General features: G+C 50.3%; 24 protein-coding genes. 20 read left to right on the forward strand and 4 right to left on the reverse strand.

Annotated features, from left to right (window positions below; translation table 11 throughout):
• Nucleotides 1-7: 7 nt before the first annotated feature.
• A complete protein-coding gene (locus DFQ01_RS24085) occupies nt 8-733 on the reverse strand; it encodes a TerC family protein (RefSeq protein ID WP_110046456.1) in 726 nt (241 codons plus the stop codon).
• A 362-nt stretch (nt 734-1,095) separates the two neighbouring features.
• On the opposite strand from DFQ01_RS24085, the gene DFQ01_RS24090 reads away from it, so the two are divergent.
• The 7 genes from DFQ01_RS24090 (at nt 1,096) to DFQ01_RS31240 (ending at nt 6,353) form a co-directional block, all read left to right on the forward strand.
• On the forward strand, nt 1,096-1,779 hold the full coding sequence (locus DFQ01_RS24090; protein ID WP_174812435.1) for a TerC family protein: 684 nt from the start codon (nt 1,096-1,098) through the stop codon (nt 1,777-1,779).
• Nucleotides 1,780-1,993: 214 nt separating this feature from the next.
• A complete protein-coding gene (locus DFQ01_RS24095) occupies nt 1,994-2,482 on the forward strand; it encodes a hypothetical protein (RefSeq protein WP_245946858.1) in 489 nt (162 codons plus the stop codon).
• Between the two features lie 67 nt (nt 2,483-2,549).
• Nucleotides 2,550-4,397: a translational GTPase TypA gene (gene typA / locus DFQ01_RS24100; RefSeq protein ID WP_110046458.1), complete on the forward strand. Its 1,848-nt coding sequence runs from the start codon at nt 2,550-2,552 to the stop codon at nt 4,395-4,397.
• 33 nt (nt 4,398-4,430) lie between these two features.
• The gene (locus DFQ01_RS24105) at nt 4,431-4,730 is read left to right on the forward strand and encodes a YlaH-like family protein (protein ID WP_110046459.1); all 300 of its coding nucleotides are present in this window, start codon (nt 4,431-4,433) and stop codon (nt 4,728-4,730) included.
• Nucleotides 4,731-4,767: 37 nt separating this feature from the next.
• On the forward strand, nt 4,768-5,043 hold the full coding sequence (locus DFQ01_RS24110; protein ID WP_110046460.1) for a hypothetical protein: 276 nt from the start codon (nt 4,768-4,770) through the stop codon (nt 5,041-5,043).
• Nucleotides 5,044-5,070: 27 nt separating this feature from the next.
• The gene (locus DFQ01_RS24115) at nt 5,071-6,141 is read left to right on the forward strand and encodes an LCP family protein (protein WP_110046461.1); all 1,071 of its coding nucleotides are present in this window, start codon (nt 5,071-5,073) and stop codon (nt 6,139-6,141) included.
• A 71-nt stretch (nt 6,142-6,212) separates the two neighbouring features.
• Nucleotides 6,213-6,353: a hypothetical protein gene (locus DFQ01_RS31240; protein ID WP_174812434.1), complete on the forward strand. Its 141-nt coding sequence runs from the start codon at nt 6,213-6,215 to the stop codon at nt 6,351-6,353.
• A gap of 41 nt (nt 6,354-6,394) precedes the next feature.
• Here DFQ01_RS31240 and DFQ01_RS24120 read toward each other — a convergent pair whose 3' ends face one another.
• Nucleotides 6,395-6,958 (reverse strand): YhcN/YlaJ family sporulation lipoprotein, encoded by a 564-nt coding sequence (locus DFQ01_RS24120; RefSeq protein ID WP_110046462.1) that lies wholly within the window; start codon nt 6,956-6,958, stop codon nt 6,395-6,397.
• Nucleotides 6,959-7,076: 118 nt separating this feature from the next.
• On the opposite strand from DFQ01_RS24120, the gene DFQ01_RS24125 reads away from it, so the two are divergent.
• Entirely contained in the window at nt 7,077-8,408 is a 1,332-nt protein-coding gene (locus DFQ01_RS24125) for a PhoH family protein (protein WP_110046463.1), read from the forward strand.
• Nucleotides 8,409-8,571: 163 nt separating this feature from the next.
• Nucleotides 8,572-9,846, forward strand: coding sequence for an ABC transporter substrate-binding protein (locus DFQ01_RS24130; protein ID WP_174812433.1), 1,275 nt, complete (start codon nt 8,572-8,574; stop codon nt 9,844-9,846).
• A 22-nt stretch (nt 9,847-9,868) separates the two neighbouring features.
• Here the strand turns inward: DFQ01_RS24130 and DFQ01_RS24135 are convergent, their stop codons facing one another.
• On the reverse strand, nt 9,869-10,954 hold the full coding sequence (locus tag DFQ01_RS24135) for a coiled-coil domain-containing protein (RefSeq protein WP_110046465.1): 1,086 nt from the start codon (nt 10,952-10,954) through the stop codon (nt 9,869-9,871).
• Nucleotides 10,955-11,184: 230 nt separating this feature from the next.
• On the opposite strand from DFQ01_RS24135, the gene DFQ01_RS24140 reads away from it, so the two are divergent.
• Nucleotides 11,185-12,405, forward strand: coding sequence for a class I SAM-dependent methyltransferase (locus DFQ01_RS24140; RefSeq protein WP_110046466.1), 1,221 nt, complete (start codon nt 11,185-11,187; stop codon nt 12,403-12,405).
• Nucleotides 12,406-12,445: 40 nt separating this feature from the next.
• On the opposite strand, the gene DFQ01_RS24145 is transcribed toward DFQ01_RS24140, so the two are convergent.
• Entirely contained in the window at nt 12,446-12,682 is a 237-nt protein-coding gene (locus DFQ01_RS24145; RefSeq protein ID WP_110046467.1) for a DUF2626 family protein, read from the reverse strand.
• Between the two features lie 474 nt (nt 12,683-13,156).
• Here DFQ01_RS24145 and DFQ01_RS24150 point away from each other — a divergent pair, with 474 nt between their 5' ends.
• From DFQ01_RS24150 to DFQ01_RS24195, 10 genes are all read left to right on the forward strand, one after another.
• Entirely contained in the window at nt 13,157-13,810 is a 654-nt protein-coding gene (locus tag DFQ01_RS24150; protein WP_110046468.1) for an RsfA family transcriptional regulator, read from the forward strand.
• Between the two features lie 202 nt (nt 13,811-14,012).
• Nucleotides 14,013-15,008: a ketopantoate reductase family protein gene (locus tag DFQ01_RS24155; RefSeq protein WP_174812432.1), complete on the forward strand. Its 996-nt coding sequence runs from the start codon at nt 14,013-14,015 to the stop codon at nt 15,006-15,008.
• 15 nt (nt 15,009-15,023) lie between these two features.
• Entirely contained in the window at nt 15,024-15,419 is a 396-nt protein-coding gene (locus DFQ01_RS24160; RefSeq protein ID WP_110046470.1) for a DUF3397 domain-containing protein, read from the forward strand.
• Nucleotides 15,420-15,631: 212 nt separating this feature from the next.
• Nucleotides 15,632-17,296, forward strand: coding sequence for a bacillithiol biosynthesis cysteine-adding enzyme BshC (gene bshC, locus DFQ01_RS24165; protein ID WP_110046471.1), 1,665 nt, complete (start codon nt 15,632-15,634; stop codon nt 17,294-17,296).
• Between the two features lie 39 nt (nt 17,297-17,335).
• Nucleotides 17,336-18,607, forward strand: a complete 1,272-nt coding sequence (locus DFQ01_RS24170; RefSeq protein ID WP_110046472.1) for an adenosylhomocysteinase — start codon at nt 17,336-17,338, stop codon at nt 18,605-18,607.
• Nucleotides 18,608-18,952: 345 nt separating this feature from the next.
• Nucleotides 18,953-19,390 carry a division/cell wall cluster transcriptional repressor MraZ gene (mraZ, locus tag DFQ01_RS24175; protein WP_110046473.1) on the forward strand — a complete coding sequence of 146 codons (438 nt, stop codon included), beginning with the start codon at nt 18,953-18,955 and terminating at the stop codon, nt 19,388-19,390.
• Between the two features lie 47 nt (nt 19,391-19,437).
• Nucleotides 19,438-20,388, forward strand: a complete 951-nt coding sequence (gene rsmH / locus DFQ01_RS24180) for a 16S rRNA (cytosine(1402)-N(4))-methyltransferase RsmH (protein WP_110046474.1) — start codon at nt 19,438-19,440, stop codon at nt 20,386-20,388.
• 78 nt (nt 20,389-20,466) lie between these two features.
• Nucleotides 20,467-20,910: a cell division protein FtsL gene (gene ftsL, locus DFQ01_RS24185; protein WP_110046475.1), complete on the forward strand. Its 444-nt coding sequence runs from the start codon at nt 20,467-20,469 to the stop codon at nt 20,908-20,910.
• A gap of 126 nt (nt 20,911-21,036) precedes the next feature.
• Nucleotides 21,037-23,175 (forward strand): penicillin-binding transpeptidase domain-containing protein, encoded by a 2,139-nt coding sequence (locus tag DFQ01_RS24190; RefSeq protein WP_342770010.1) that lies wholly within the window; start codon nt 21,037-21,039, stop codon nt 23,173-23,175.
• A 180-nt stretch (nt 23,176-23,355) separates the two neighbouring features.
• The gene (locus DFQ01_RS24195) at nt 23,356-25,317 is read left to right on the forward strand and encodes a stage V sporulation protein D (RefSeq protein WP_110046477.1); all 1,962 of its coding nucleotides are present in this window, start codon (nt 23,356-23,358) and stop codon (nt 25,315-25,317) included.
• The last annotated feature ends 83 nt before the right edge of the window (nt 25,318-25,400 follow it).

Here is a 25,400-nt window from a genome sequence, read left to right on the forward strand (position 1 = left end):
GGGACTCCTAAGCGGAGTCCCTGTTGCTTATAACGGCTTGCTTACTCGTACGCTGCTTCCGTCTGCGTTTGAAGTTGTTTGTTGCCATACCTGCAACGACAACCAATAAGATACACAATGCAATAAAGCCCCAAAAAATCCACGCGCTTTGATCGAAGAAAGATTTGAGTTTCTCTTCATGGGTAATCATCTTAGCCGCGGTATAAGCGAGTACGCCGGAGCCGACGTATACAATCCATGGGAATCGATTAATGAGACGGATAAACAAAGTGCTTCCCCATACGACGATCGGAATGCTGATGAGGAGTCCGAGAATAACGAGCAAGTCGTTGCCGTGTGCCGCACCTGCTACTGCGATAACGTTATCCAGCCCCATTGCGGCATCTGCGATAATAATGGTCCGAATCGACTGCCAGAGCGTGCTTCCGGCTTTGATATTATCGTGGTCCTCTTCCTGCACCAGCAGCTTATAAGCGATGAATAAGAGCAGGATGCCCCCAACGACTAGCAGCCAAGGAATTTCTAACAAATGGACAACGAGCAGCGTAGCGACTGCACGAATGACGACCGCGCCGATCGTTCCCCCGATGACTGCCTTGCGCTGTTGTGCTGCAGGCAAATTCCGAGCGGCCATGCCAATGACGATTGCGTTATCACCTGCTAACACCAGGTCGATGAACACAATTTGCAGCAGAGCAGCAGCAAACGCCCACGATAAAATTTCCAGCTCCATTTCAATAAGCCCTCCTCATGCGTTCAACTATTTCTCCTTACGGACGAATGAAGACATACGTTTCAACCAAAATTGTGAACATATTTGTACAGGCTTGGACATACCTCTGATTAAGCGGATGCTTTCTCAAGGAAGTTAGCAAATTGCTAAGCGTATGCTTTCGAAGCAAGCAATTTGCTTGCAGGCAGTGGTGTCGAAGAAGTTAGCAAATTGCTAAGCGTATGCTTTCGAAGCAAGCAATTTGCTTGCAGGCAGTATCACAAGGATGTTAGCAAATTGCTAAGCGTATGCTTTCGTAGTGAGCAATTTGCTCGCAGGTAGTATCTCAATGTAGTTAGCAAATTGCTTTAAGGAGTGTGTACATGTTGGATAGCCTACTCGTATTTATGCAGATCGTCCTCATTAATATGCTGCTTAGCGGCGATAATGCCGTCGTCATCGCGATGGCGAGCAATGGGCTGCCTAATGCCCAGCGGAAAAAAGCCGTATGGTGGGGGAGCGCTGCAGCTGTACTGCTTCGCTGTATATTGACGGTTGCGGCGGTCGCGCTGCTTCAAATTCCATACCTGCAGGCGACAGGCGCACTACTGCTTGGCATGATTGCCGTAAAGCTGTTCCGTGACGCGTTTAATGGCGATGAGGCGGACATGCTGGGCAATGGCGGCCGTAAACGCTCGGTCTCGCTTATAACGGCAATCCGTACGATCGTCGCGGCCGATTTTATTATGAGCTTGGACAATGTGCTCGCAATTGCGGCGATTGCTGATGGCGAACCGGTGCTGCTCATTCTCGGTATTGTTGCCAGCATTCCGATCATCATATGGGGCAGCCATTTTGTAGGGGCGCTGCTTCGAAAGTTTCCTCCACTGGTGTATGTTGGGGCTGCGCTGCTCGGCTACGCGGCTGGTGAAATGCTGGTAAGCGATCCAGGATTAAATAAGTTGTTTCACAGCACGTCAACTTTGCATGAGGCTGTTCCGTTGTTCTGCATCCCACTGGTTATCATTATAGGACTCATTGGCAGGCCTAAACTTCGTACGCATTAATCGGGCATAAAGATCGTGTCGGCTGCATCTGACTCTGCGGAGCGGATGAGCCGACATTTTCTTTTTACAATCAACCTGTGGTTTACACTGGTTTTTTATGCTCAGTTCTATTACACTAGAGGTTGCGAGAAGTGACGGGATCGTGTCGTCTTTCGTCGAAAGAGATTGGCGGCGATACAGATACCGATTGTAACCGGAACGATCGGGGGGAATCATGTTGTCTAAACAGCATTATGCAGGTATCGCTCTGCTTGGAGCAGGGCTTGTCATTCTGCTTGGCAAAGCAGGCTTTTTCAGCTTTATCGGCAGTATACTGTGGCCAGTCGTACTGCTCATCGCAGGCATTCTGCTGCACGTGCTTTACTTCGGGAGAATGCTTCCAACAGTCGCGCTTGTGCCAGCAGGGACGCTTTCAGTCTACGGACTGTTATTTCTGTTCTGCAGTGTGTTCGGGTGGTCGTTTTTTCAACACTTGTGGCCGTTGGTACTGTTTGGCCCGGCAGCGGGATTGTATGAATATTACGCCTTCGAACCATTTAAGCCTCGCCTTGCACTGCAGCTAGCCGTTGGCTTGGGGGCTGTGACGGTCGTTGCGTTTGGTTTCATCCTCATTACAAGCTGGAGCATCTATGTCATCGGGCTTGTACTGATTGGAGCAGGCTTGTGGCTGACGGTAGGGCGCGGCCGCAAGTCACGTTGGTAGTGCCCGCCCCCTGCATTCGCACCCGGTAATAATATAGAACATAGACAAATTGGAGTGGATTAAGATCATGAAAGAAAGACAGAACATCCGCAACATCGCGATTATTGCACACGTTGACCACGGCAAGACAACGCTCGTAGACAAGCTGCTTCAGCAATCTGGTACGTTCCGTGACCATGAAGCGGTACAAGAGCGCGCGATGGACTCGAACGATATCGAGCGGGAGCGCGGTATTACGATTTTGGCGAAAAATACGGCGATCAATTACAAAGAGTATCTGATCAACATCGTCGATACGCCAGGCCACGCCGACTTCGGCGGCGAAGTAGAACGTATTATGAAAATGGTTGACGGCGTATGTCTCGTTGTTGACTCCTTCGAGGGCTGTATGCCACAGACGAAATTCGTGCTCCGCAAAGCGCTCGAATCGAACCTGACACCAATCGTAGTTGTTAACAAAATCGACCGCCCGAACGCTCGTCCTGCAGAAGTAATCGACGAAGTGCTCGATCTGTTCATCGAGCTTGGCGCTTCGGACGAGCAGCTTGACTTCCCAGTCGTATACGCTTCGGGACTTATGGGCACGTCGAGCTTGGAGCCGGAAGTAGAGAAGCAAGAAGAGAACATGCGCGCCCTGTACGATACGATTGTGGAGAAAATCCCATCGCCTACCGAAAGTGTAGAGGAGCCGCTGCAATTCCTCGTTACGCTGCTTGATTATAACGAATACCTGGGTCGTATCGCCGTTGGCCGCGTTAACCGCGGTGTAGTAAAGCAAGGTCAAGCCATTGCTGTTATGACGCGTGAAGGCGGCATTAAGCAAGCTCGCATCGAGAAGCTGTTTGGCTTCCACGGACTGAAACGTATCGAGGTTGAAGAAGCTGGCGCAGGTGACATCGTTGCAATCGCTGGTATTAAAGATATTAATATCGGCGAAACGCTCGCTGATCCAGCGAATCCAGAAGCGCTGCCTGTCCTGACGATCGATGAGCCGACGCTGCAAATGACGTTCCTCGTGAACAACAGCCCATTCGCAGGCCGCGAAGGTAAATGGGTAACATCCCGTAAGCTTCGCGAACGTCTGTACAAAGAGCTGGAGACGGACGTTGCGCTGCGCGTTGAGGATACGGACAGCCCGGACGCATTCATCGTTGCTGGTCGCGGTGAGCTGCACCTCGGTATTCTGATCGAGAACATGCGTCGTGAAGGTTTTGAGATGCAAGTGTCTAAGCCTGAAGTTATCGTTAAAGAAGTGGACGGCGTGAAATGCGAGCCGTACGAGCGACTGCTCATCGACGTACCAGAAGAGAGCATGGGCGCAGTAATGGAAAGTCTCGGAACGCGTAAAGCCGAGATGGTGAACATGATTAACAACGGTACAGGCCAAGTTCGCCTTGAATTCATCATGCCAGCTCGTGGTCTGATCGGCTATCGTACGAACTTCCTGACGATGACGCGCGGCTATGGCATTATGAACCATGCATTCGACAGCTTTGGTCCAGTTATCGCTTCTAATGTTGGCGGACGTCACCAAGGCGTACTCGTATCGAGCGAGAACGGCACGTCGACGTTCTATGGCATGCTGGGCGTTGAGGATCGCGGTATGCTGTTCCTTGAGCCAGGTACGGAAGTATACGAAGGCATGATCGTTGGCGAGCACAACCGCGACAACGACATTATCGTTAATATTTGTAAAGAAAAAGCGCTGACGAACGTTCGTTCGGCTACGAAGGAAGATACGGTTAAGCTGAAAACGCCAATCCTGTTCTCTCTCGAGGCAGCGCTGGAGTACCTCAACGATGACGAATATTGCGAAATCACACCGAAATCGGTTCGTCTTCGTAAGAAGATCCTGAACAAAAGCGAGCGCGAGCGTGCGGAGAAGCACCGCAAAATGGCGCAAGCCAACGCGTAACGCTGTGAACGACGTTGAAGGAGGATTTGTACGATGCAAGAATGGTTTAGCAACCATCCGCTCGTTACGTACGTCTTAATATTGGCGTGCATCATTTACATCTTCAATGCGGTGTTTCGAGTCAAGCGACTGCCGATCCTCAAGGAAGTTCTTGCACACCTCGTCATGGCGATTGGAGCGTTCGTTCTGTACATTCTTCAGGTCGATAAGCTGCCAATCATTCAATGCATGGCAGTGGCGATTCTCATGATGATGATGCTTCGTGGACGGCAGCTGTACGACAAGCTGCGCAGCAAGCGCAACGGAGACGTTAAGACAGATTCTAGCCAGTAACCATTAGCCTGTAATAGGCGAGGAGCGATGAGGTCAGATGAAGCTGGAGGATGCTCTCTTCAATTGGCTGCAAATCGAACGTGTGGCGCAGGCGCGGCCCGACGATGAGGCCGCGCTTGATACACGAGATTTTTTCCTGCAAGTGCTTCGGGAGGATCACGGAATTAATCGAGTCCGTGTAACTTCCGAGGATGCGACGATGGTGTATGTGCGCATCGAGAAGGAGGAAGGCGGCACGAAGCTGTTTTTCTTCGATCGTGAGGCGGCAGACCAGCTGGTGAATGATGTCTATAATGATCGCTGTCAATCATGAATGACACATGGACAGAAGGTGATTACGATGGATTCGAATACGCCGCTGCCGCCCCGCTCGGGCAAAAGGATGTCCAATGGAGGCAACCAGAAGCAGACGTATAAGACAAGCAAGGCAGTAAAGCCGAAGAAACGTGTCCGATGGGGCAGGATTATCGGGATGCTGGTTCTCGCGGCTGTATTGTTGATTGGATGGTTTGTTGTCGATCTATTCTTCAAAGCAGATAAGGCTATCGGCGTCATCTCGCTGCCAACCAAGAATGTCGAGGTTCCAGCGGAGGAGTCGGTTAAGGTGAAGCCGACTGCCGTCCTGCTGCTCGGGCTTGATTCGCGTGAGAAAACCGGAACGATGAATACAGACGTCATTATGGTCGCGGCAATGAATCCGGAGACGAAGAAAGTGACTGTCGTAACCGTCCCTCGTGACACGAAGATTGAACAATCAGGTTACGCCCAGCACAAGGCAAACAGCTATTATGCAAATTTCTATCATGAGGCACTGAAGACCACGGATGATAAAGAAGAAGCAAAGCTTCAGGCGCTTGATAAGATGAAGACGATGTTTGGCCGTTACTTCGGTATCGACATCAAGTATGCATCGATCATAAACTTCCAAGGCTTCGCGGATGTCGTTGATGCATTGGGTGGTGTTGAGGTCGACGTCGATATGGACATGCGTTATGTCGATAATGCAGACGGTACGAACATCAACCTGAAGAAAGGCCTCCAAGAGCTTAACGGGGAACAAGCACTTGACTTTGTTCGATACCGTAAATCGAATGATGGCAAGAACATGTCGAGCGATTTCGACCGCAATCGCCGTCAAGGTGAAGTTCTTGGTGAGATTGTCGATCGCCTGAAGTCACTCGGCGGCGCAACGAAACTTGGCTCGGTCATCGAGGCAGTAGGCGGCAACATGCGGACGGATATTCCGGAATCGGAAATTAAGCAGCTGATGTTCACTTATTTCGGTCTGACACGTTCAGACGTCGAATTTATGCCGCTTGAAGGCAAATGGATTAGTCCGTATGTTCATGCGGACGAGCAAAGCCTAGCGGATACCCGTCAAGCGCTGAGAGCCCAATTGTCCGATCAGTAGTAGTACGAAGCGTATAAGCTGTGTTATAATGGGGATACGCAGTAGACGCCATTGCCAAGGAGGTCATGCCGATGACCGAACTGATCCGAGCAAGATTCGAGGTTGTGAAGATAACCCTGATTGGCGATCCATTAGCAGCTGCATACCGCCTTGTACCGAAAGTGAATACGATGGAAGGACAAGTATGGTCTTCTGTCATAAACAAAGCCTAGCGATTATCGCTAGGCTTTTTGTGTACTTTTTTCATTCGAGTTCACAAATTTTTATTAATCTTCGGTGCTTGTTTGTTCATGCTCTGCTCGGTATGTTCATCTTTCGGTATCGTATCGCGCGGCATCTGTGGAACGATCCTTCCAATGATGTCCGCCATCTCCTCTGAGAAGCCTTGGATCGGACGTCCATTTCGAATGTCCGCTCCAATCTCCTTCAACCGCTCCGATAAGTCCATATCTGCGGTCACGATGGCGTTGACACCGTAAGGATCTTTGCGGAATGCTTCAGCTACGGAGTATTTGATCGTTCCGATGCGTGAACGCTCCAGCTTCGAGTCGACATCGATACCGACGACGGCGAGGTTTCCTACAATGACACAATGTGCATTTTTCACACCGTGTATGCCTTTCGCTAACGCTTCAAGATGAGCTGCAACAGATTTGCTATCGGTGATTGCTTTGGCTCTTGGTTCTGTCTGCTGTGCCCTTACATTCGAATTATTCTGAGGAGAGGGTGATGTCTCATTGCGCGCCACGGTGCCGCAGCCTGCAGTTAGCAGGCACAGCACGGCCGCGGACGCAAGGCAACCCTGAAGTGTGCGCATATCGCTACCAGACCTTTCACAAATCACTTTTGTCGTCGCTGCATAGTTTGCCCGAAGCTGAATATGGTTATGTATGCCTTTCGTCACCAGATCGATTTCGGCGCCAGGAGGGTCCGCGATGAAAAAAATTTTCGTGCTCGATACGAATGTGCTGCTCCACGATCCGCAAGCCATCTTCGCATTCGACGACAATGAGGTCATCATACCGGCGATAGTACTCGAGGAAATCGACTCCAAAAAGCGGCTGGCCGATGAGCTCGGCCGTAACGCACGTTCGGTCTCTAGACTCCTGGATGGGATGCGGGAGCAGGGACACTTGCACGAGGGCATTGTGCTGAGGAATGGCGGATTGCTGAAGGTGGAGCTGAACCATCGAAGCTTCGTCCGCGTTCAAGAAATGTTCGGCGAAATGACCAATGACAACCGGATTCTCGCAGTGGCGCTAAATTATGATATGGAGGAGCGGGAGAAAGGATCGAACACACGGACCGTGCTCGTAAGCAAGGACGTGCTTGTTCGAATCAAGGCTGACGTGCTTGGCTTGGAAGCGCAGGATTATTTGTCCGATCGCACGGTGTCTGCTACCGACCTTTACGCTGGCTATTCTACCCTCCATGTACATCCATCCGTCATTGATGAGTTCTATACGTACCGGTTTCTGTCCTTGAAGAGTCTGCAGCTGTCCATGAAATTGTATCCGAATGAGTTCGTCATCCTGCGGGATGAAATGGGAACGTCCAAATCAGCACTGCTTAAGGTGAGTCAGGATGGGGTGAGGCTGGAGCCGCTTTATCTAAGTAATGATGCGGTTTGGGGAATTACAGCGCGCAATGCACAGCAGCGAATGGCATTGGAGCTTCTGCTCAATGATGACATCCCGCTCGTAACATTGACAGGCAAGGCTGGTACCGGCAAGACGCTGCTGGCGCTCGCAGCCGGCCTGCTGAAAGTTGAAGACGAACATAAGTACAAGAAGCTGCTTATCGCTCGGCCAGTCGTGCCAATGGGCAAAGATATCGGATATTTGCCAGGGGAGAAGGAGGAGAAGCTGCGTCCGTGGATGCAGCCGATCTATGATAACCTGGAATACTTATTCGATACGAAGAAAAGCGGCGATATTGATAAAATATTAATGGGACTCGGCAGCATCCAGGTAGAGGCGCTCACCTATATTCGCGGCCGATCAATTCCAGGGCAGTTCATTATTATTGACGAAGCGCAGAACTTGACGAAGCACGAGGTGAAGACAATCGTCTCGCGCGTCGGTGAAGGCAGCAAAATCGTCCTCATGGGCGATCCGGAGCAGATCGACCATCCGTATCTGGATTCTATTAGCAACGGCCTGACGCACATTGTAGAGCGTTTTAAAGGCGAGAGCTCCAGCGGCCACATTACACTGGAGAAAGGCGAACGGTCGAAGCTGGCACAGCTGGCAGCCGATTTGCTGTGAGAGCAGCATACATGAATTCAAAACGGACGCGGCTGCGTCCGTTTTTTATTTTACGACGAGTATTGTAGGAAAGAAGTCATAAAGAAGAGGGAGACAACGGAACGACTCGTTTGATATGATAGAAAGAACTATACCTGTATTTGGAAAGGAAGGAAAATGTGCTGTGGTGCATCGTAAATCTACGCTCCTGCTGCTGACAGGTTCATTAGCGGCTGTTATTGTCGTGTTCCTATCGCTGGTTAACCTGCCGAATGGAAGTTCTTCGCCATCGACCAAGGGTGGAGAGACGGTCACACCGATGCCTGCAGGCCAATCAGGGGATGATTTGCAGCACATAATCGTAAGCGTTTCCATTCGTGAAAATGAGTTTGATGATATGCTTGAAGCAACTAGTCGATTTATGGAGGCCAATCCGAACATTACGGTTGAGCTGCGCAATGTGAGTCCTGATCTGGCGTACGACAGCTTGAAGAGCGATGCACAGCTTGGTACAGGTCCGGATATTGCGCTAATGGATAATGGATGGGTGAAGGAATTTGCAGTGCTCGGCTATTTGAAGCCGCTCGATTCGCTGGTTGCTACGATGCCGGGAGAGTGGCTGGGCGGTCTGCTCGAGCCGCTCAATTGGAACAATTATTGGTGGGGGATGCCGAAGGATGCCGATCCACAGGTTGTCGTGTGGAGCAGGCCGTTGTTGAATCAGTTGACAGGAGGAGTGGTTCCGTCAGACTGGAGTTCTTTAGCTGATCTCGCCGCTAAGGTAGGAGCTGTTAATTCGGAAGTTCCGATCGTACAATTCGACCCGTCGGAAGCCCGAGAATTGCTCGTCTGGATGGATTCATTCCCTTCCAAGGAACGAACGGAGCTGCTTCAACCATTCGAGTCGGAATTAAAGGAACGGCTTACGTTTCTTGCAGAAGGACAAGGGTCAGCTTTCACAGTGATCCGGTCAAGCGGGGGGGATAAAGCGGAGAAGTTAGCAGCAGGGGAACTACTATCAGCGGTCATGCCATGGTCTGACCTGCAAGCCTTGACGCTGGAGAGGCGTTCCAAGCTCGCGACAAGCTATCCGAACGGTTGGTTCGGTGGGCGAAGCTTCGTTGTTTTCTCGCACAGCCGTGCAAAGGATGAAGCTGTGACGTTATGGCTGAAGCAGATGGCGGGAAGCGATGAGCAGCAGGCAGCATATGAGCGGTACCGACTGCTGCCATCCCTCAAGCCGTTGTATGCGACACGCGAACAAACCATTTTTGATATCGGTATGAATCAAATGGCGGATTTCGTCTGGCTGAAGCAGCTGGATGCAACGTCCAGCCAGACGCCTGACCCGCAGTGGCCGATTCGACTGGCGAATTGGAAGCGAGTTTGGAATGATCTCAGCCGTTCCGACGAATGGCTGGCTGAACTGGCGGAGCGATGGAATGACAGCTTTACATGATAAGTAACAATGGATATAAGGACTAGAATTGAACGGCAAGTGTGATGACCAGCTCGCCATCGTTGATTTCGACCTTCTTTGCGGTTAGGAATTTAAGAACTTGCTGCGGATAGAAGCTTAGGTCGAATGTTTCCTCCAGCTCTTGTCTCGTTGTATCAGGCAGCGGAATATTGTTGAATTTGAGCGAGTTGATATGGAATTGAATATGGTTCTTTGGCTCAGATTCGACGGTATATGTACCGGCTACTTCAATGGATATCCCATCACGTGATCCGCTTGCGATGACTTGTCCGTCTTTGAATTGAAAGGCAAACACGTTGAACAGCTCGTTTTGCTCACGGAGGAAGTCATTAAGTGCATCTTCTGGTATTCGCAGCTTGTAGTTGAATCCGTTAATTTCCAGGTAGTCCTTATTGTTCTGCGCCCATTCAGGCAGGTGATCCATCGCATCGGACAATGCCTTGAAATAGGTGCGAACCTCGCGAATGCCGACATTGTTCCAATACGTGTTGAGCTGTTCCATCAGCAGTCTGAGCTTTTCTGCATCCGACCTACCCTCAAGCGTTATGTTCATTTCCTTCTGCAGTTGAGCGACTCGGTCGCGCTGCTTCAATAGGTCCTCTTCTACTTGCTGCAGTTTGCGCTGCTGCTCCGACTGCTCCTCATATTCATGCCGCAGCGACCTTGCTTGCTCGGTATATTGCGTCATCAATGTTCGATCCCGTGAGAAAATAATGTCGATGTAATCCAGCAGCGTCAGCCAATCTTTCAACGAGTGGAAGGACAGAAGCACACGCAGCAGCCAGTCCCGTTCGCCCATATAGTAGGAGCGCAGCACCTTGCCTGTTTCTTCGCGCTGCTCAGCTAGCTTCTTCTCCTGGTCATCGATACGAGTCTGGGTAGCTGTAAGGACGGCCTTTTGCTTCGTTTGTTCTTGCTGTACTCGCGTTATTTCTTTGTCGATTTCGACTACAGAGAGGCTTTTCTCTAGCAGCTGTTGAATCTCTACATCATCGGGAGTTAGTGCGGAGGCATTGCCGACCGTCTCGAATAAGAGGAGAGCCGCCACAAGCGCAGCTATACTCGAACGCCGAATCCAGGCGATCATGCAGGTTCCCTCCTTAGCGTTAGCAAATGTAGTCAAGCCTAGCATTACTGTATGCGGGCATCTCTCCTATAATATCTCATCACGTAATAATTTTATAGTTTCTGAGTGAGGATGCAGGAACAATAAATGGTTGTTGGTGGCGATCAACCTACCTCGAAATGCGGTTGTTCATTCTATGTATTCCCCGATAGGGTTCTTATTTGAGATTCAGGATAAGGGGTGGCAGCTTAATGGACAAGTTAATCCATAGATTGAGCAGCCGGATTGCTGCGATTATTGAGCAGGAAGGCGTACCTGCAGAGACAAGGGAAGGGGCGGTATGTAAAGCGATCCCATTCAGCCGATACATGGAACTCTGCTTGTACGATGAACATGAGGGTTATTATCGAAGTGGAAGCATTCGAACGGGACGCCAAGGCGACTTCTATACGAGCGGTGCAATTGGCGGCATTATGGGCCAAATGCTCGCACGGTATATACAAGGTGCAGTTGAAGGGAATAGAGGTTTTAGTCTTATCGCAGAGTGGGGGGCTGGAGCGGGAGCGATAACTAGTCAGATGCTTGAAACGTGGCGTGATCATTCCCTGGATTGGCTTCAGACCATTGACTACGGTGTTGTTGATGACCATCCACGCCATCTGGAAGCTGCAAAGGAGCGATTGGATTGTTTATTGGGGCATGAACGAGGAGCGGGGACACGATCCATTAGCTTCTATAACTCGGAGGAGGCAGCAGCAGCGGTTCGTAAATTTGGAGCTGCTCAACATGTCATCATCTTTGCAAATGAGCTAATCGATGCAATGCCCGTACATCGAGTTGTTTTGCGTGAAGGAGAGCTGGTTGAGCTTGGTGTCTGTCATGTGGAGACGGCGAGAGACATTTCATTCGGCTGGTCTTACATGCCGTTATCTTCGAAAGCGATAGCAGATTCGATTGAAGCGGATGGCGTTACAATGTTGGAAGGGCAAGAGACGGAAATAAACCTCGTCGCAGAGCAATGGTTGGAGATGATTGGTGAAATCGTAAACAGCGGGATGCTGATCTTAATCGACTACGGTCATTCCGCAGCAGAATATCGTGCCAGCTATCGGATGCAGGGAACATTGATGTGCTATAAACAACATCTCGCACATGATAATCCGTTTGTTTCACCGGGGGTGCAGGATATAACGGCACACGTGAATTTTACAGCGCTCCGGAGAGCGGCAGAACGAGCGGGTTGGAAAGTCGCTGAAGAGACGACGCAGCTGCAATTTCTAATGGACCAAGGGATTTTGGATCTGCTGCGAAGTCATCAGGATCGCGATCCATTTAGTGAGACCTCGAAGCGTAATCGAGCTATTCGGCAGCTGCTGCTGTCCGACGGGATGAGTGAGACGTTTAAAGTACTCGTGTTGACCAAAGGTGAATTCATAATACAGCGCATACAAAAACAACCGGAATCGGTCTGATTCCGGTTGTTTCGTTGTGGTATCAATCGTTTGAAGTGTATTAGAATGGGAGACCCATCTTAAATACGGTCCAATAGCTGAAACCGACAAACGAGAATACCATGTAGCCCCAGAACATTAGAATGTATGTACGTTCCGAGAAGTTCAAATAGCCGAGTAAGATGAACGCGGCGGCTTGCATGAAGAACAAGAGCGACATTTCGGTCATGTCCCCTGCAAATGACATCAAGCCAATGACGAAACACCAAAAGCCAAGAACGCGAAACATGCGTGCCATTCTCCATCCCCCTCTCTTCGATTCGACCTTTTTTTTCTATTGCTCATTATAACGTTACGTACAAGCAGTGTAAACCGGAATCAGTGACAAACCGGAAACTTTTTTCAAATCCAAGAAAGTATAGGTAATTGTCCTATACGCAAGCTTGGATTCTCCGGAATGAAACGCGTAGAGCCGCTAAGTAGCGGCAACCGCCGTTTCACCTTGAATCCAAGAAAGTATAGGTAAATGTCCTATACGCAAGCTTGGATTCACCGGAATGAAACGCGTTAAGCCGTCATGTAGGGGCGGCAACCGTCGTTTCACCTTGAAATGTTTGGATAGCTTGCACATATAGTTTGCGCACAATTGAGAACAATCATGTATGAGCTAATAAAAAAATGGATATATAAATTAGTATCCGATAGATTCTATGAAATCTACCAAGGGCATAGAGATAACTAAGCGCCTTTAACGTTAGGAGGTTTGGGTAGCATGACAGCAGTCAGACAAGATGCATGGAGTCCTGACGACGATATTATTCTTGCGGAGGTAACGCTGCGGCATATTCGGGAAGGAAGTACACAGCTTGCTGCCTTCGAAGAGGTCGGAGAGCGGATCGGAAGAACCTCAGCAGCGTGTGGATTCCGTTGGAACAGTTGTGTTCGTAAACGGTATGAGGATGCGATTCAGATCGCGAAGCAGCATAGGCAGAAACGTAATTATTTGAAGAAACAGTCGTCTTCTGTTACCGCTGCTCCGCATGTTTCGTCCCTATCGATTGTGGATGAGGACAGCAAGTCATTCAAGCAGGATGTAATCTCGGAAGAAAGCATTACGATAGACGGTATAATCCGCTTCTTGCGGCAATGGCGCGGCGCCTATCAAGAGCTTCAACGCCAAGTGAAGCTGCTGGAGAAGGATTTGCTCGACCGTGATGAAGAGCTATCCGAGCTGCGGGCAGAGAATCATCGACTTAATAGTGAAGTCACGAATGCACAGACGGATTATCGGACCGTTAACGATGACTATAAGACGTTGATTCAAATTATGGACCGTGCTCGTAGACTTGCAGTATTGAACGAAGAAGATGAACTGAAGCCTCGGTTCAAAATGGATGCGAACGGCAATTTGGAGCGCATTGAATAACCGAATGGTTCAGTTGAAGCAGACGCCCTCGCATGAGTAGATGCGGAGGGCGTTTTTGCGTTAAAATTCAAGAAAGGGCAGCTCCGACGCCATTACCCCTAGGAATAAAGAGATCGACCTACTAATAGGTTGGACGGGGGTACAGGCTATCGAAATGGTAAATGTTCGTTATTACTTATTAATTGAAGGAAGTGTTTCATACATGAGATTTGATATTGTAGGTGGAGGCGCGATAGGACTGCTGTATGGCGCTAGACTCGCTCTTGCAGGCCATCCTATTACGATTTGGACGCGAACGGTCGAGCAGGCGGAGAAGCTGGCGGACGACGGAATTGAGTTGGTACGAGAAGGCACGATTACGATTGCAGATGTGGAAGCCTTCCCTTTGAAAAATTGCAGTCGAAGCGCCCGACAAATCGATGACCCGGATCGAGTTGTTCTCGTAGCCGTGAAGCAGACCCAGTTAACGGATGCTCTCATCAAACAGATTACGTTGCTAGCTGGACAAGACACGATTGTAATCGGTTTGCAAAATGGTATCGGACATGCCGAGAAGCTGTATGAAGCGCTGCCACATGCCGATGTGATGACGGCTGTTACAACGGAGGGGGCGCTTCGTCATGGTCCTAGAACAGTGGAGCATACCGGTACTGGACTGATTGCAATCGGCGAAGCGATTGCAAATGAGGGACGAAAATCGGCGAGCAATGGCGAGCCGATCGAACGAATGAAGCCGTCTGAGCAAGAAATAAGACATAAAATGTTATTGGATGCGTTTTCAAAAGCAGGAATTACGGCAGAGTTGTCGAATGAGATGAATAATCGTATTTTTCAGAAATTGCTCGTGAATGCCGTCATTAACCCATTAACAGCGTTGTTTGACGTTCGTAATGGTGAACTGCCGAAGCAAGCTCGTCGTGCTGCGCTTATGCGTGCACTGTATGAGGAGACGCATCAGGTGCTCGCGGCAGCAGGGATGCACGGCGATGAGGATCGTTGGCAGCAGGTGCTGCAAGTATGCGAGCGGACGGCAGGGAATATATCGTCTATGCTGGCGGATGTCCAGGCAGGACGACAGACTGAGATCGATTGGATTAACGGCAGCATCTGTCGTATCGCAGCACAGTACGGACTGGAGGCGCCATTGAATGCGTCGATGGTGCAGTTGGTGCGGGCGATGAACAATACCGTACATTAGAAGGAGGCGGCTGGTATGTGGATATGGGAGAGCGTTCGGCATATATATGCATTCCTTGCGGTCATACCAGTCATACCGTTCGCCATTATTTATTGGGGATACGGCGCATTCGTTCATGATAAGAAGAAAGCATTCATGCTGGCCATGGACGTGACAACCGCCCTGCTGGTTGGATGCGTAGCTGTACTGTTTGACCGTATTTTTGGAAGCAGCTTCGGTGTTTACTTAATTATTCTAGTGCTTCTGCTGCTAGGCGGCTTCATCGGCAATATGCAGTTTCGGAAGCGAGGATCTGTCGATTCGAAGAAAGTATTTCGTGCGGTATGGCGAATTGGATTTTTGTTCATGAGCGCATTGTATGTTCTGTTTATGTTTATCGGGATCGGCAAAGTGCTGCTGCTTCCTATGTAGAATAGGATACTTACTAGTTAGCCAACCGGCATATGCTCCGGTAGGCTTTTTTTTTCAACTATATGGATGTATCAGCTTTGACGCTATTAGGCTCCATTGTGTACAATGAATAAGTTCACTTATGACATCGTACATTTATCACCATTTGATGGATACAAATGCGGTTCCTTGTGGGCTGCTGAATATGATGCGGATCGAGGTTGAAATGGTATATGACATCTACTGAAACTTACGAGCTTCCGGTTTCCCAGCCGCTGAGTGAAGCCTATGTGCAGCAATCGGATCGGCGCCTCGGCGAGCTATTTCATAGCGGCCATCCTTCTTCGGATGAAGCATGGCGTAAACGTGCTGACTATCTAGACCGCTCGGCTCATTTGCGTGCAACGGCATCGGATATTGCAGGTGTGCTTCGTGCTTACAACTCGCGCTTCGGCATGACAGCTGAGGTAGCATCGAATATTGATGCACTTGGTGAAGGGGCGCTTGTTGTCGTCGGCGGGCAGCAGGCTGGATTATGGACAGGACCGCTGCTTGTCATTCATAAAGCAGTGACGGTGCTCACTGCAGCCAAACACGCTTCATCCGTTCTTGGCCGGACTGTTGTGCCCGTCTTCTGGATTGCTGGCGAAGATCATGACTGGGAGGAAGCGAATCATGTAATGGCGGTTTCCGATCAGGGGCTGCGTAAGCTAGCGATCGCAAGACCAGATGGACCACGTACATCAGTCAGCCGGACGGCGGTATCCTCGGAAACATGGGAGGCGGCAATTGAAGAGTTGGCTGCCACACTTCCAGGTTCAGAGTTCAAAGAAGGTCTCTTGGACAAACTGCGGTCAATCTCGGCAAGCAGCGGCACCTTGAGCGAATCGTTCGCACATCATATTATGCTGCTGTTTGGCAGCGAAGGTCTTGTGTTGATGGACGCGGATGATAAACTTCTGCGAGCAGTTGAAGCGCCGATGTTCCGTCGCATACTCAGCGAGCAGGATTCGCTTGGGGATGCGTACAGTACGGCTTCTGCGCGATTGAAGGAGCTGGGCTACCCTACGCAGGCTGCCTACACGCCTGGCTGTGCGAATCTTTTCCTGTTCCGTCCTGATAATGACGCGATTGGATTGAAGGATGAGCGGGTGCTGCTGTACAAACGTGAGGATGGCAGCGGATTTACTGATCGCAAAGGCGAATCGAACTGGAGCCAAGAGCAACTGCTCGGTTTGGCGGAGTCGAAGCCGGAGCAGCTTAGCAACAACGTGCTGACGCGGCCGATTATGCAGGATTATGTGCTTCCGGTGCTGGCAGCCGTACTGGGACCAGGTGAGATCGCGTATTGGGCGCAGCTTGGTGAAGCGTTCCGCCATTTTGATATGGAGATGCCTATCCTTGCACCGCGTATGTCGTTTACCTTAGTCGAGGGAACGGTTGCCAAGCATATGCTGAAGTATGAATTGACATTTGATGATATCGTGACTCGATTCGAGGAAAAGAAACAAGCTTGGCTGGATTCGCAGGACCGGTTCGACATTGCTGCGAAGTTTGGTCATGCGAAGGAGCAGTTCGAGCAGCTGTACACGCCGCTTGTGGCGCTTGCCGCAGAGGTGCAGGCTGGACTTGAGAAGCTGGGCCAGACGAATATGAGCAAAATTATTGAGCAGATCAGCTACTTGGAATCGAAGACAGCTGATGCTTTCCGCAAAAGTCACGATGCATCGCTTCGCCACTGGGAACGGATCGGCTTGGCGATTTGGCCAGCGGGCAAGCCGCAGGAGCGTGCGCTGAACATGACAGCTTATTGGAACCGATACGGATTAGATTGGCTGCAGAAGCTGTTGGAACTGCCATATGATCCGCAGGGCGGACATCGCGTTATTTATTTGTAAAATAAATTTATCAGCATAGTGTGAAAGGTAGAGATGAACATGAGTATTGATGCGAAGCAAACAAGTATTGTGGCGGATATGTCGCTGGCGCCGGAAGGCCATTTGAAGATCGATTGGGTTAGCGCCCATATGCCCGTTCTGAACCGTATTCGCGAGCAATTTGAGAAAGACCAGCCTTTCAAAGGTCTGAAAGTTACGATCGCACTTCACCTTGAAGCGAAAACAGCTTATCTCGCGAAAGTTGTAAAAGCAGGCGGCGCGGAAGTGACGATCACGGGCAGCAACCCACTGTCCACACAAGACGATGTGTGCGCGGCGCTTGTAGAGGACGGAGTGACGGTATTCGCGAAATATAACCCGGAACCAAAAGAATACAAAGAGTTGATGATCAAAGCGCTCGAGACGAAGCCGGACCTGATTATCGATGACGGTGGCGACCTGGTGACGATTCTCCACTCGGAGCGTCAGGATCTGATGTCGACGATTCGTGGTGGTGCAGAAGAAACGACGACGGGTATCATTCGTCTGAAAGCACTCGAAAAGCAAGGGGCACTGCAATTCCCGATGGTTGCGGTTAATGATGCATACTGCAAGCACTTGTTCGACAACCGTTATGGCACAGGCCAATCGGTATTCGACGGCATTAACCGGACGACAAACCTTGTCGTTGCAGGCAAGACGGTTGTCGTAGTTGGTTACGGCTGGTGCGGCAAAGGTGTAGCCATGCGTGCTAAAGGTCTCGGCGCGAACGTTATTGTAACGGAAATCGATGCAATCAAAGCAGTCGAAGCTTATATGGATGGTTTCGCTGTGATGTCGATGATGGACGCTGCTAAAGCTGGCGACATCTTCGTAACGGTAACGGGTAACCGTGACGTTATCCGCGGCGAGCATTATGAAGTCATGAAGAATGGCGCGATTTTGTCCAATGCAGGACATTTCGATATCGAAGTGAATAAACCGGAGCTCGCTGCGCTTTCGTCCAATATTCGCACGGTACGCCGTAATATTGAAGAATATCAGTTGAAGGACGGACGCAGCATCTACCTGCTCGCAGAAGGCCGTCTCGTGAACCTCGCTGCAGGCGACGGGCACCCAGCTGAAATTATGGATATGACGTTTGCGCTCCAAGCGGTTGCACTGCGCCATGTGAATGAGCAGTACGAAGCGATTGGCCGCAAAGTTGCGAACGTGCCTTATGAGCTCGACGAGCAAGTCGCACGTCTGAAGCTGGAAGCGCTGGGCATTGGCATCGATTCACTGAGCGATGAGCAGAAGGCGTATCTTGAAAGCTGGACGTCGCACGAGTAAGCTCATGTGAGCTAACTAGGGCGGCCCCGCTTGAAGTGGGATGAAGTGGGAGACCCCGAAAGTGGGGCAGAGTGGGGAGGTCATCGTAGATGATCGTTCCTTCGGAAGTGGTTGGGCAGGTCTTAGACCTGTTCAGCCGCTTTTTTTGTTTGTGAGGGTGTAAAAAGTGGGGGAATCCTATAACGGCGGGCTTTTCGAGGGGATGTTAGAACTAATTTATAGCATGAAATTATTTTAATAATCATTGGTAAGTAGAAGGATTTTTATTTTAGGTGGCGAATAAGTGTGACTTAGTGGAGAAAAGTGGGGCGTAGTGGAGGAAAAAGGGGAAGGAGTGGGGCAGACGTGTTCATGGGCGAGCATCAGCATAGCATCGATGACAAAGGCCGTCTGACCATCCCATCCAAATTCCGTGAAGCGCTGGGCGATACCTTTATCGTAACGCGCGGACTTGATAACTGCTTGTTCATCTACCCGATGAGCGAGTGGGGCGTTCTGGAGCAGAAGCTCAAGGCGCTGCCGCTAATGAAGTCGGATGCGCGTGCGTTCACTCGGTTTTTCTTCTCCGGTGCAACCGAATGCGAGTTGGATAAACAGGGAAGGGTAAATTTGCCGAAGCATTTGTGCGAATTTGCCAAGCTGGATAAGGAATGTATGGTGCTCGGCGTATCTAGCCGGGTAGAGATTTGGAGCAAAGAGACTTGGGCAGGCTATTATGAGCAATCTGAGCAAGCATTTAATGAAATCGCAGAGAAGCTGGTTGATTTTGATATTAACTTTTGATAGGTAGACACAACTAGAATCGACAGCAGGAATGGGAGGTTGACCGTGTGTTTCAACATGTAACAGTGCTCATGGACGAGGCGATCGAAGGATTAGCCGTCAAGCCGGATGGCATTTATGTCGACTGTACGCTCGGTGGAGCGGGTCACAGCTCTGGCATCGCAGCTAAGCTAGGTGAGGGAGGCAGGCTAATTGCCTTCGATCAGGATGATTGGGCGCATGATAACGCACGCGTCAGACTGGCACCTTATATGGACCGCGTAACGTTGGTCAAAAGCAATTTCCGTTATCTCGAGCAGTGTTTGCGGGAGTGCGGTGTGCCAGAGAAGGATGGTATTCCACAGGTTGACGGGATTTTGTTCGATCTCGGGGTATCAAGTCCTCAGCTAGACGAGGCGGAACGCGGCTTTAGCTACAATCATGACGCGCCGCTTGATATGCGGATGGATCGCGGCATTGCTCTCACAGCAGGCGATATCGTCAACACGTGGGACGAGCGTGATATCGCACGTGTGCTGCTTGAATATGGCGAAGAGAAGTTTGCTCGTAAAATTGCCCGAGAAATTATCGCGGCAAGAGCGAATGCGCCAATCGAGACGACAGGCGAGCTTGTTGAGCTGATTAAGGCAGGTATTCCTGCTGCAGCCCGCAGAACGGGTGGCCACCCAGCTAAACGGACGTTCCAAGCGCTGCGAATTGCCGTTAATGATGAGCTTGGAGCGGAAGAGGATGCGCTCGAGCAAGCGATTCGCTGTTTGAAACCAGGCGGACGTGCTTCTGTTATTACGTTCCACTCGCTGGAGGACCGAATCTGCAAGCAGACGTTTGCTAAGTATTTAGAGAAGTGCACCTGTCCGCCAGACTTCCCGCTATGTGTTTGCGGAGGCAAAGGTACACTCCAGCTTGTCAATCGCAAGCCAATCGTACCGAGCGAAGCCGAGCTGGAGGCAAACCCACGCGCGCGATCAGCGAAGCTGAGGGTAGCAGAGAAACTATAACGTACTTCCAGTAGCATCACATATAAAATTTCAATCAAGTCGTTCCACACGCGGCGCATAATCGAGAGGGGGATCATCATGGCTTATACAAATGGCAACCTAGCATTGCAACCGAAGCGCAAGCAGAAGGTACAGCAGCAGCAGAAACCGCAGAAACAGCAGCAGGTTGTCCAGGAAGCAAGACGAACCGTAGTGGTGAAGCGTACGCTGCCATTGAAAGAGAAGCTTCTTTATATGGTTACGATCATTGCGGTCGTGCTTGTGATGGGGGCTGTTATTTACCGTTACGCGGAAGTCTATCAAATGAAATTCGAAGTGATGCAGCTGACGAAAGAACAGTCGAAAATGAACGCTGATATTGAAGATTTACAGAAGCAGGTTGAGACGTTGAAGGATCCGAAGCGAATTGCTGATTTCTCGCAAGATAAACTCGGCTATAAACCAACAGATGCTGAAGAAGATAATGTGATCAAAGTGACGAAACCAAGCGACAACGAGACAGGCCTGGCAACGAAAGACTAAGGTGATACTATGATCAGAAGAATAAGATTACGCGTTATCTTTTTAATCGGAGGGATTCTTACCCTCTTTTTTGTTATTCTCATTGGCAGACTATATTGGGTACAAGTTGTAAAAGCAGATTTCTGGTTGTCTAACGCGGAGAGTTATTGGTCGGCCTCGGAGCAGTTGACCGCCAAACGTGGTGAAATCACGGACCGGAATGGCAACGTGCTGGCGATGGATGGCAGATCATACACAGTTGCCGTCAGTCCGAAGCAGCTCGATAAGCTTGGTATTACGGACAAGGTTATCACCAAGCTGGCAGATTTGCTAGGAATGACCGAAGGCGATATGCGCAAAATTGCAACAGCGAAGAATGACAAGAATGAGTTCTATGCACAACGCGAGGTTCGACCGAAAGGCTGGAAGATTGATAGTACGGTAGGCGATAAGATCTCAGCCTTTAAGCAGGAGCTGGAGGATGATACGCGTAGTGTTGATGTAGGTGTTTATTTATTGAATGAAACAAAGCGCTATTATCCGAAAAATACGCTGGCGGCTCAATTGCTCGGCTATGTCGATAAAGAAGGGAAAGCGCAATACGGCTTGGAGTCCTTCCTCGACAGCTCGCTTAGAGGCGAAGATGGCTATCGCAAATATCAGAAAGACGGCAACCGAATCCAGCTTGATGGTGGACAGGTCGATTACAAGGCTTCTCGCGATGGCAAAAATGTTACGTTGACCATCGATTCCGAAATCCAGAACTACGTCGAGCAGGCCATTCAGAAAGCTTACGACAAGTATACGCCGAAGAGCATAACGGCTATCGCCGTCGATCCGAATACGATGGAAATCTTGGGTCTTGCCAATCTGCCGAGCGCTGACCCGAACGTCTACTGGACGCAGGACCCGAGCGGATTTTACAACCATGCGGTTCGCTCCTTATATGAGCCGGGCTCAACGTTCAAAATTGTAACGCTGGCAGGTGCGGTGCAGGAAGGGATATTTGATCCAGAAGCCAAATACATGTCTGGTTCGATTCGAGTGGGGACAGATACGATCAAAGATATTAAACGTGGCGGCTGGGGTGAAATTTCCTACCTTGAAGGGTTGAAAAGATCGAGTAACGTGGCGTTCGTTCACCTGGGCTATGAAGGTCTTGGTGAGGAAAAGCTGCGCAGTTATATTACGAACTTTGGATTCGGAGCAAAGACAGGCGTGGAGCTGCCAGGTGAGCTGGTAGGTTCGATCCGATTCCATTATCCAATCGAGGTCGCTACCGCAACGTTTGGTCAAGGTGTATCCGTTACCCCGATTCAACAGGTTGCAGCAGTATCCGCAGTTGCTAATGGCGGCAAGCTGATGAAACCGCAAATTATTAAGCAGATCGAAGATCCGGTAACAGGTGAAGTAGAGGTTCGTAAGCCGACTATGGTGCGTCAAGTCATCTCGGAGGAGACGTCCCGTAAAGTAGGCGAGTATCTCGAGCAGGTCGTATCCGACAAAGACATCGGTACTGGTAAGAATGCTTATATTGAAGGTTATCGCGTCGCTGGTAAGACCGGTACAGCGCAGAAGTGGGACAATACGCTCAACGGCGGCAAAGGCGGATATTCTTCGGACAAATACGTCGTATCGTTTATTGGCTTTGCGCCGGTAGGCAATCCCAAAATTCTCGTTTATGTCGTCATTGACGAACCGAACGACAAATATGTCGGCGGTGGTACGGCAGCGGCTCCAGTGTTCAAAGAAATCGTGCAGCAAAGCTTGCGCCGGCTTGGCGTGAAGCCGCAGTTGACAGCAGAGCAGCTAGCGCAATTGAAGGCAGAAGCTGACGGTGCCGATAAGAAGCCGCCTACAGCTACGGTGCCTGATCTGGTTGGACAACCTCCGGCCACAGCTGACTCGAAGCTCAAAAGCTTGGAACTGACTTCGGAGACGGTAGGCAGCGGCAAGGAAGTGCTGCAGCAAATTCCACGCGCTGGCTCTGTCGTTCCGCTGTCGCAGCGAATTTACTTAATTACCGAGAATCGAGATCAATTGACGGTGCCGGACTTGAAAGGTCTATCGCTCCGCGATGCGATGGAAGTCAGTACGCTGTTTGGCATGCGTACGGTCACAGAGGGCGAAGGCTACGTTGTCTCGCAGTCAATCGAGAAGAAGAATGGCATTCGCATCTTGAAGCTGGTGCTTGAACCGGAAGATCCCAATTCATCAGAAGATTCGTCCGACGACTCTTCTGGTGATGGTGAGCAGAAGGATTCTTCTAGCGAGCCGCAAGATTAATTCATCCCGCAGTATACGTCTAACAAGCGCATATTGATTGGTAGTTTGTTCTTACAGTCCGCGCTCGTAGAGCGCGGGCTTGTTCTATTGCTGGACCCTCCCGAATACGATGGCTGTAAGCGGCGTACAGTCTGTCCCCATGAGACAGCCCCGCTGTGATCGGGAGGAGGAAGCGAAGGAATGAAAGTATCGAATGTAACCGTGCGCAGACGCCTGTTTGCAGCGCTTCTTGTTGGCATCATCGCTTTTTTCGGACTCATTGGGCGTCTAGCGTATGTGCAGTTGTGGAAGGGCGAGGAGCTGGCTGCGAAGGCCGAAGACTCGTGGCGGCGTGAAGTGCCGTTCACCGCCAAGCGTGGCGAAATTTTGGATCGCAATGGTGTGCGTCTTGCCTATAATATTAGCTCGCCTACGATTTGGGCTATCCCTGTGCAAATTAAGGACAAGGAGGCGACGGCACGTGCGCTGGCGCCTGTTCTTGGTATGTCTGAGATGAAGCTGCTGCCAATGCTTCAAAAGAAAACAAGGATCGTACAACTTAAGCCTGAAGGCCGTAAGATAACCTTAGAGAAGGCGCAGGAAGTTCGCGCACTCGCGCTTCCGGGCATTATGATTGGTGAAGATAACAAACGGTATTACCCATATGGCACCCTTGCTGCGCATGTGCTCGGTTTTACGGGTATTGATAATCAGGGATTAACAGGTGTTGAGGCGAAGTATAATCAATTTCTTGAAGGAATTCAGGGCAACGTTGCTTATCTTGCTGATGCGGCAGGCAACCCTATGCCTGGCTCGGGTGATACGTACAACGCACCGAAGGACGGGCTCAGCCTCCAGCTTACGCTGGATAAACAAATTCAGACCATTATGGAACGGGAGATGGATGCAGCCGTTGCGAGGCTTCATCCGGATCATATAATTGCAATTGCGATGAACCCAAACAACGGTGAAGTGCTGGGAATGGCCAGCAGACCGACCTTTCAGCCGGATCAATATCGTGAAGTGCCGAAGGAAGTGTATGATCGCAACCTGCCGGTTTGGATGACGTACGAGCCCGGTTCGACGTTCAAAATCATTACGCTAGCAGCGGCCATTGAAGAGAAGAAGGTTGACCTGCTTAACGAGCGTTTCTTCGATCCAGGTGCTGTTGAGGTTGGCGGCGCAAGGCTGCGCTGCTGGAAGAAGGGCGGTCACGGCAGTCAGAGCTTCCTGGAAGTTGTACAGAACTCTTGCAACCCGGGTTTCGTCGCGCTCGGCCAGCGGTTAGGTAAGGAAACCTTGTTTGATTATATTAAGAAATTCGGCTTCGGCTCGAAGACGGGCATCGATATTAATGGTGAAGAAAATGGTATCCTGTTCAAGCTCAGCCAAGTTGGACCTGTCGAGCTGGCGACGACGGCATTCGGTCAAGGGGTGTCCGTTACGCCGATTCAACAGATTACAGCTGTTGCAGCAGCGATAAATGGGGGTACATTATATAAGCCGCACATTGCCAAGGGATGGATTAATCCTGATACAGGCGAGACGGTCGAATCCATCGAACCGGAAGTCGTACGCAAAGTGATCAGTGAATCGACATCGAAGCAAGTTCGGGAAGCGCTGGAGACTGTCGTCGCGCAAGGTACTGGCGGCAACGCCTTTATTGATGGCTATCGAGTTGGCGGCAAGACCGGTACGGCGCAAAAAGTTATTAATGGCCGTTATTCGCCTAACGAGCATATCGTTTCGTTCGTCGGCTTTGCGCCTGCTGACGATCCGCAGATCGTTGTTTACCTCGCAGTCGATAATCCGCAGGGCATTCAATTCGGTGGCGTCGTTGCTGCGCCGATCGTGCGCAACATCTTGGATGACTCGCTTCATTACTTAGGAATTCCGCCAAGAACGAAGCAGGTCGACAAAGAGTATAAGCTTGGCGAGAATAAAATCGTTACGGTACCGAATATCGTAGGCAAGACAGTCTCGGATTTGTATGAGGATTTGAACATGAACTTTAACCTTAGCGCTGCAGGTACAGGTCAGACGGTTATTCGTCAAGCGCCGTCAGCGGGCACGCGCGTTGAGAAGGGTTCGACGATTCGAATCTATCTAGGCAGCGAGGAGAATCTCCCAGATTCTGCGGACGATGGTCACGATCACGAGTAATGGATGAAGCGTGCGGAAGCTTGAGGAAGGAATTGCAAGAAAGCGATGGTTGAAAATCCGGCAATATCGATCATAATGGAATA

This window comes from Paenibacillus cellulosilyticus (genome assembly GCF_003182255.1).
In the GTDB taxonomy this organism is placed as follows: Bacteria; Bacillota; Bacilli; order Paenibacillales; family Paenibacillaceae; genus Paenibacillus_T; species Paenibacillus_T cellulosilyticus.

What these genes read in the sequence shown, in the direction of transcription:
- DFQ01_RS24085 (WP_110046456.1), bottom strand. Translation starts at nt 733, where the DNA reads ATGGAGCTGGAAATTTTATCGTGGGCGTTTGCTGCTGCTCTGCTGCAA.
- DFQ01_RS24090 (WP_174812435.1), top strand. Translation starts at nt 1,096, where the DNA reads ATGTTGGATAGCCTACTCGTATTTATGCAGATCGTCCTCATTAATATG.
- DFQ01_RS24095 (WP_245946858.1), top strand. Translation starts at nt 1,994, where the DNA reads ATGTTGTCTAAACAGCATTATGCAGGTATCGCTCTGCTTGGAGCAGGG.
- typA (WP_110046458.1), top strand. Translation starts at nt 2,550, where the DNA reads ATGAAAGAAAGACAGAACATCCGCAACATCGCGATTATTGCACACGTT.
- DFQ01_RS24105 (WP_110046459.1), top strand. Translation starts at nt 4,431, where the DNA reads ATGCAAGAATGGTTTAGCAACCATCCGCTCGTTACGTACGTCTTAATA.
- DFQ01_RS24110 (WP_110046460.1), top strand. Translation starts at nt 4,768, where the DNA reads ATGAAGCTGGAGGATGCTCTCTTCAATTGGCTGCAAATCGAACGTGTG.
- DFQ01_RS24115 (WP_110046461.1), top strand. Translation starts at nt 5,071, where the DNA reads ATGGATTCGAATACGCCGCTGCCGCCCCGCTCGGGCAAAAGGATGTCC.
- DFQ01_RS31240 (WP_174812434.1), top strand. Translation starts at nt 6,213, where the DNA reads ATGACCGAACTGATCCGAGCAAGATTCGAGGTTGTGAAGATAACCCTG.
- DFQ01_RS24120 (WP_110046462.1), bottom strand. Translation starts at nt 6,958, where the DNA reads ATGCGCACACTTCAGGGTTGCCTTGCGTCCGCGGCCGTGCTGTGCCTG.
- DFQ01_RS24125 (WP_110046463.1), top strand. Translation starts at nt 7,077, where the DNA reads ATGAAAAAAATTTTCGTGCTCGATACGAATGTGCTGCTCCACGATCCG.
- DFQ01_RS24135 (WP_110046465.1), bottom strand. Translation starts at nt 10,954, where the DNA reads ATGATCGCCTGGATTCGGCGTTCGAGTATAGCTGCGCTTGTGGCGGCT.
- DFQ01_RS24140 (WP_110046466.1), top strand. Translation starts at nt 11,185, where the DNA reads ATGGACAAGTTAATCCATAGATTGAGCAGCCGGATTGCTGCGATTATT.
- DFQ01_RS24145 (WP_110046467.1), bottom strand. Translation starts at nt 12,682, where the DNA reads ATGGCACGCATGTTTCGCGTTCTTGGCTTTTGGTGTTTCGTCATTGGC.
- DFQ01_RS24150 (WP_110046468.1), top strand. Translation starts at nt 13,157, where the DNA reads ATGACAGCAGTCAGACAAGATGCATGGAGTCCTGACGACGATATTATT.
- DFQ01_RS24155 (WP_174812432.1), top strand. Translation starts at nt 14,013, where the DNA reads ATGAGATTTGATATTGTAGGTGGAGGCGCGATAGGACTGCTGTATGGC.
- DFQ01_RS24160 (WP_110046470.1), top strand. Translation starts at nt 15,024, where the DNA reads ATGTGGATATGGGAGAGCGTTCGGCATATATATGCATTCCTTGCGGTC.
- bshC (WP_110046471.1), top strand. Translation starts at nt 15,632, where the DNA reads ATGACATCTACTGAAACTTACGAGCTTCCGGTTTCCCAGCCGCTGAGT.
- DFQ01_RS24170 (WP_110046472.1), top strand. Translation starts at nt 17,336, where the DNA reads ATGAGTATTGATGCGAAGCAAACAAGTATTGTGGCGGATATGTCGCTG.
- ftsL (WP_110046475.1), top strand. Translation starts at nt 20,467, where the DNA reads ATGGCTTATACAAATGGCAACCTAGCATTGCAACCGAAGCGCAAGCAG.
- DFQ01_RS24195 (WP_110046477.1), top strand. Translation starts at nt 23,356, where the DNA reads ATGAAAGTATCGAATGTAACCGTGCGCAGACGCCTGTTTGCAGCGCTT.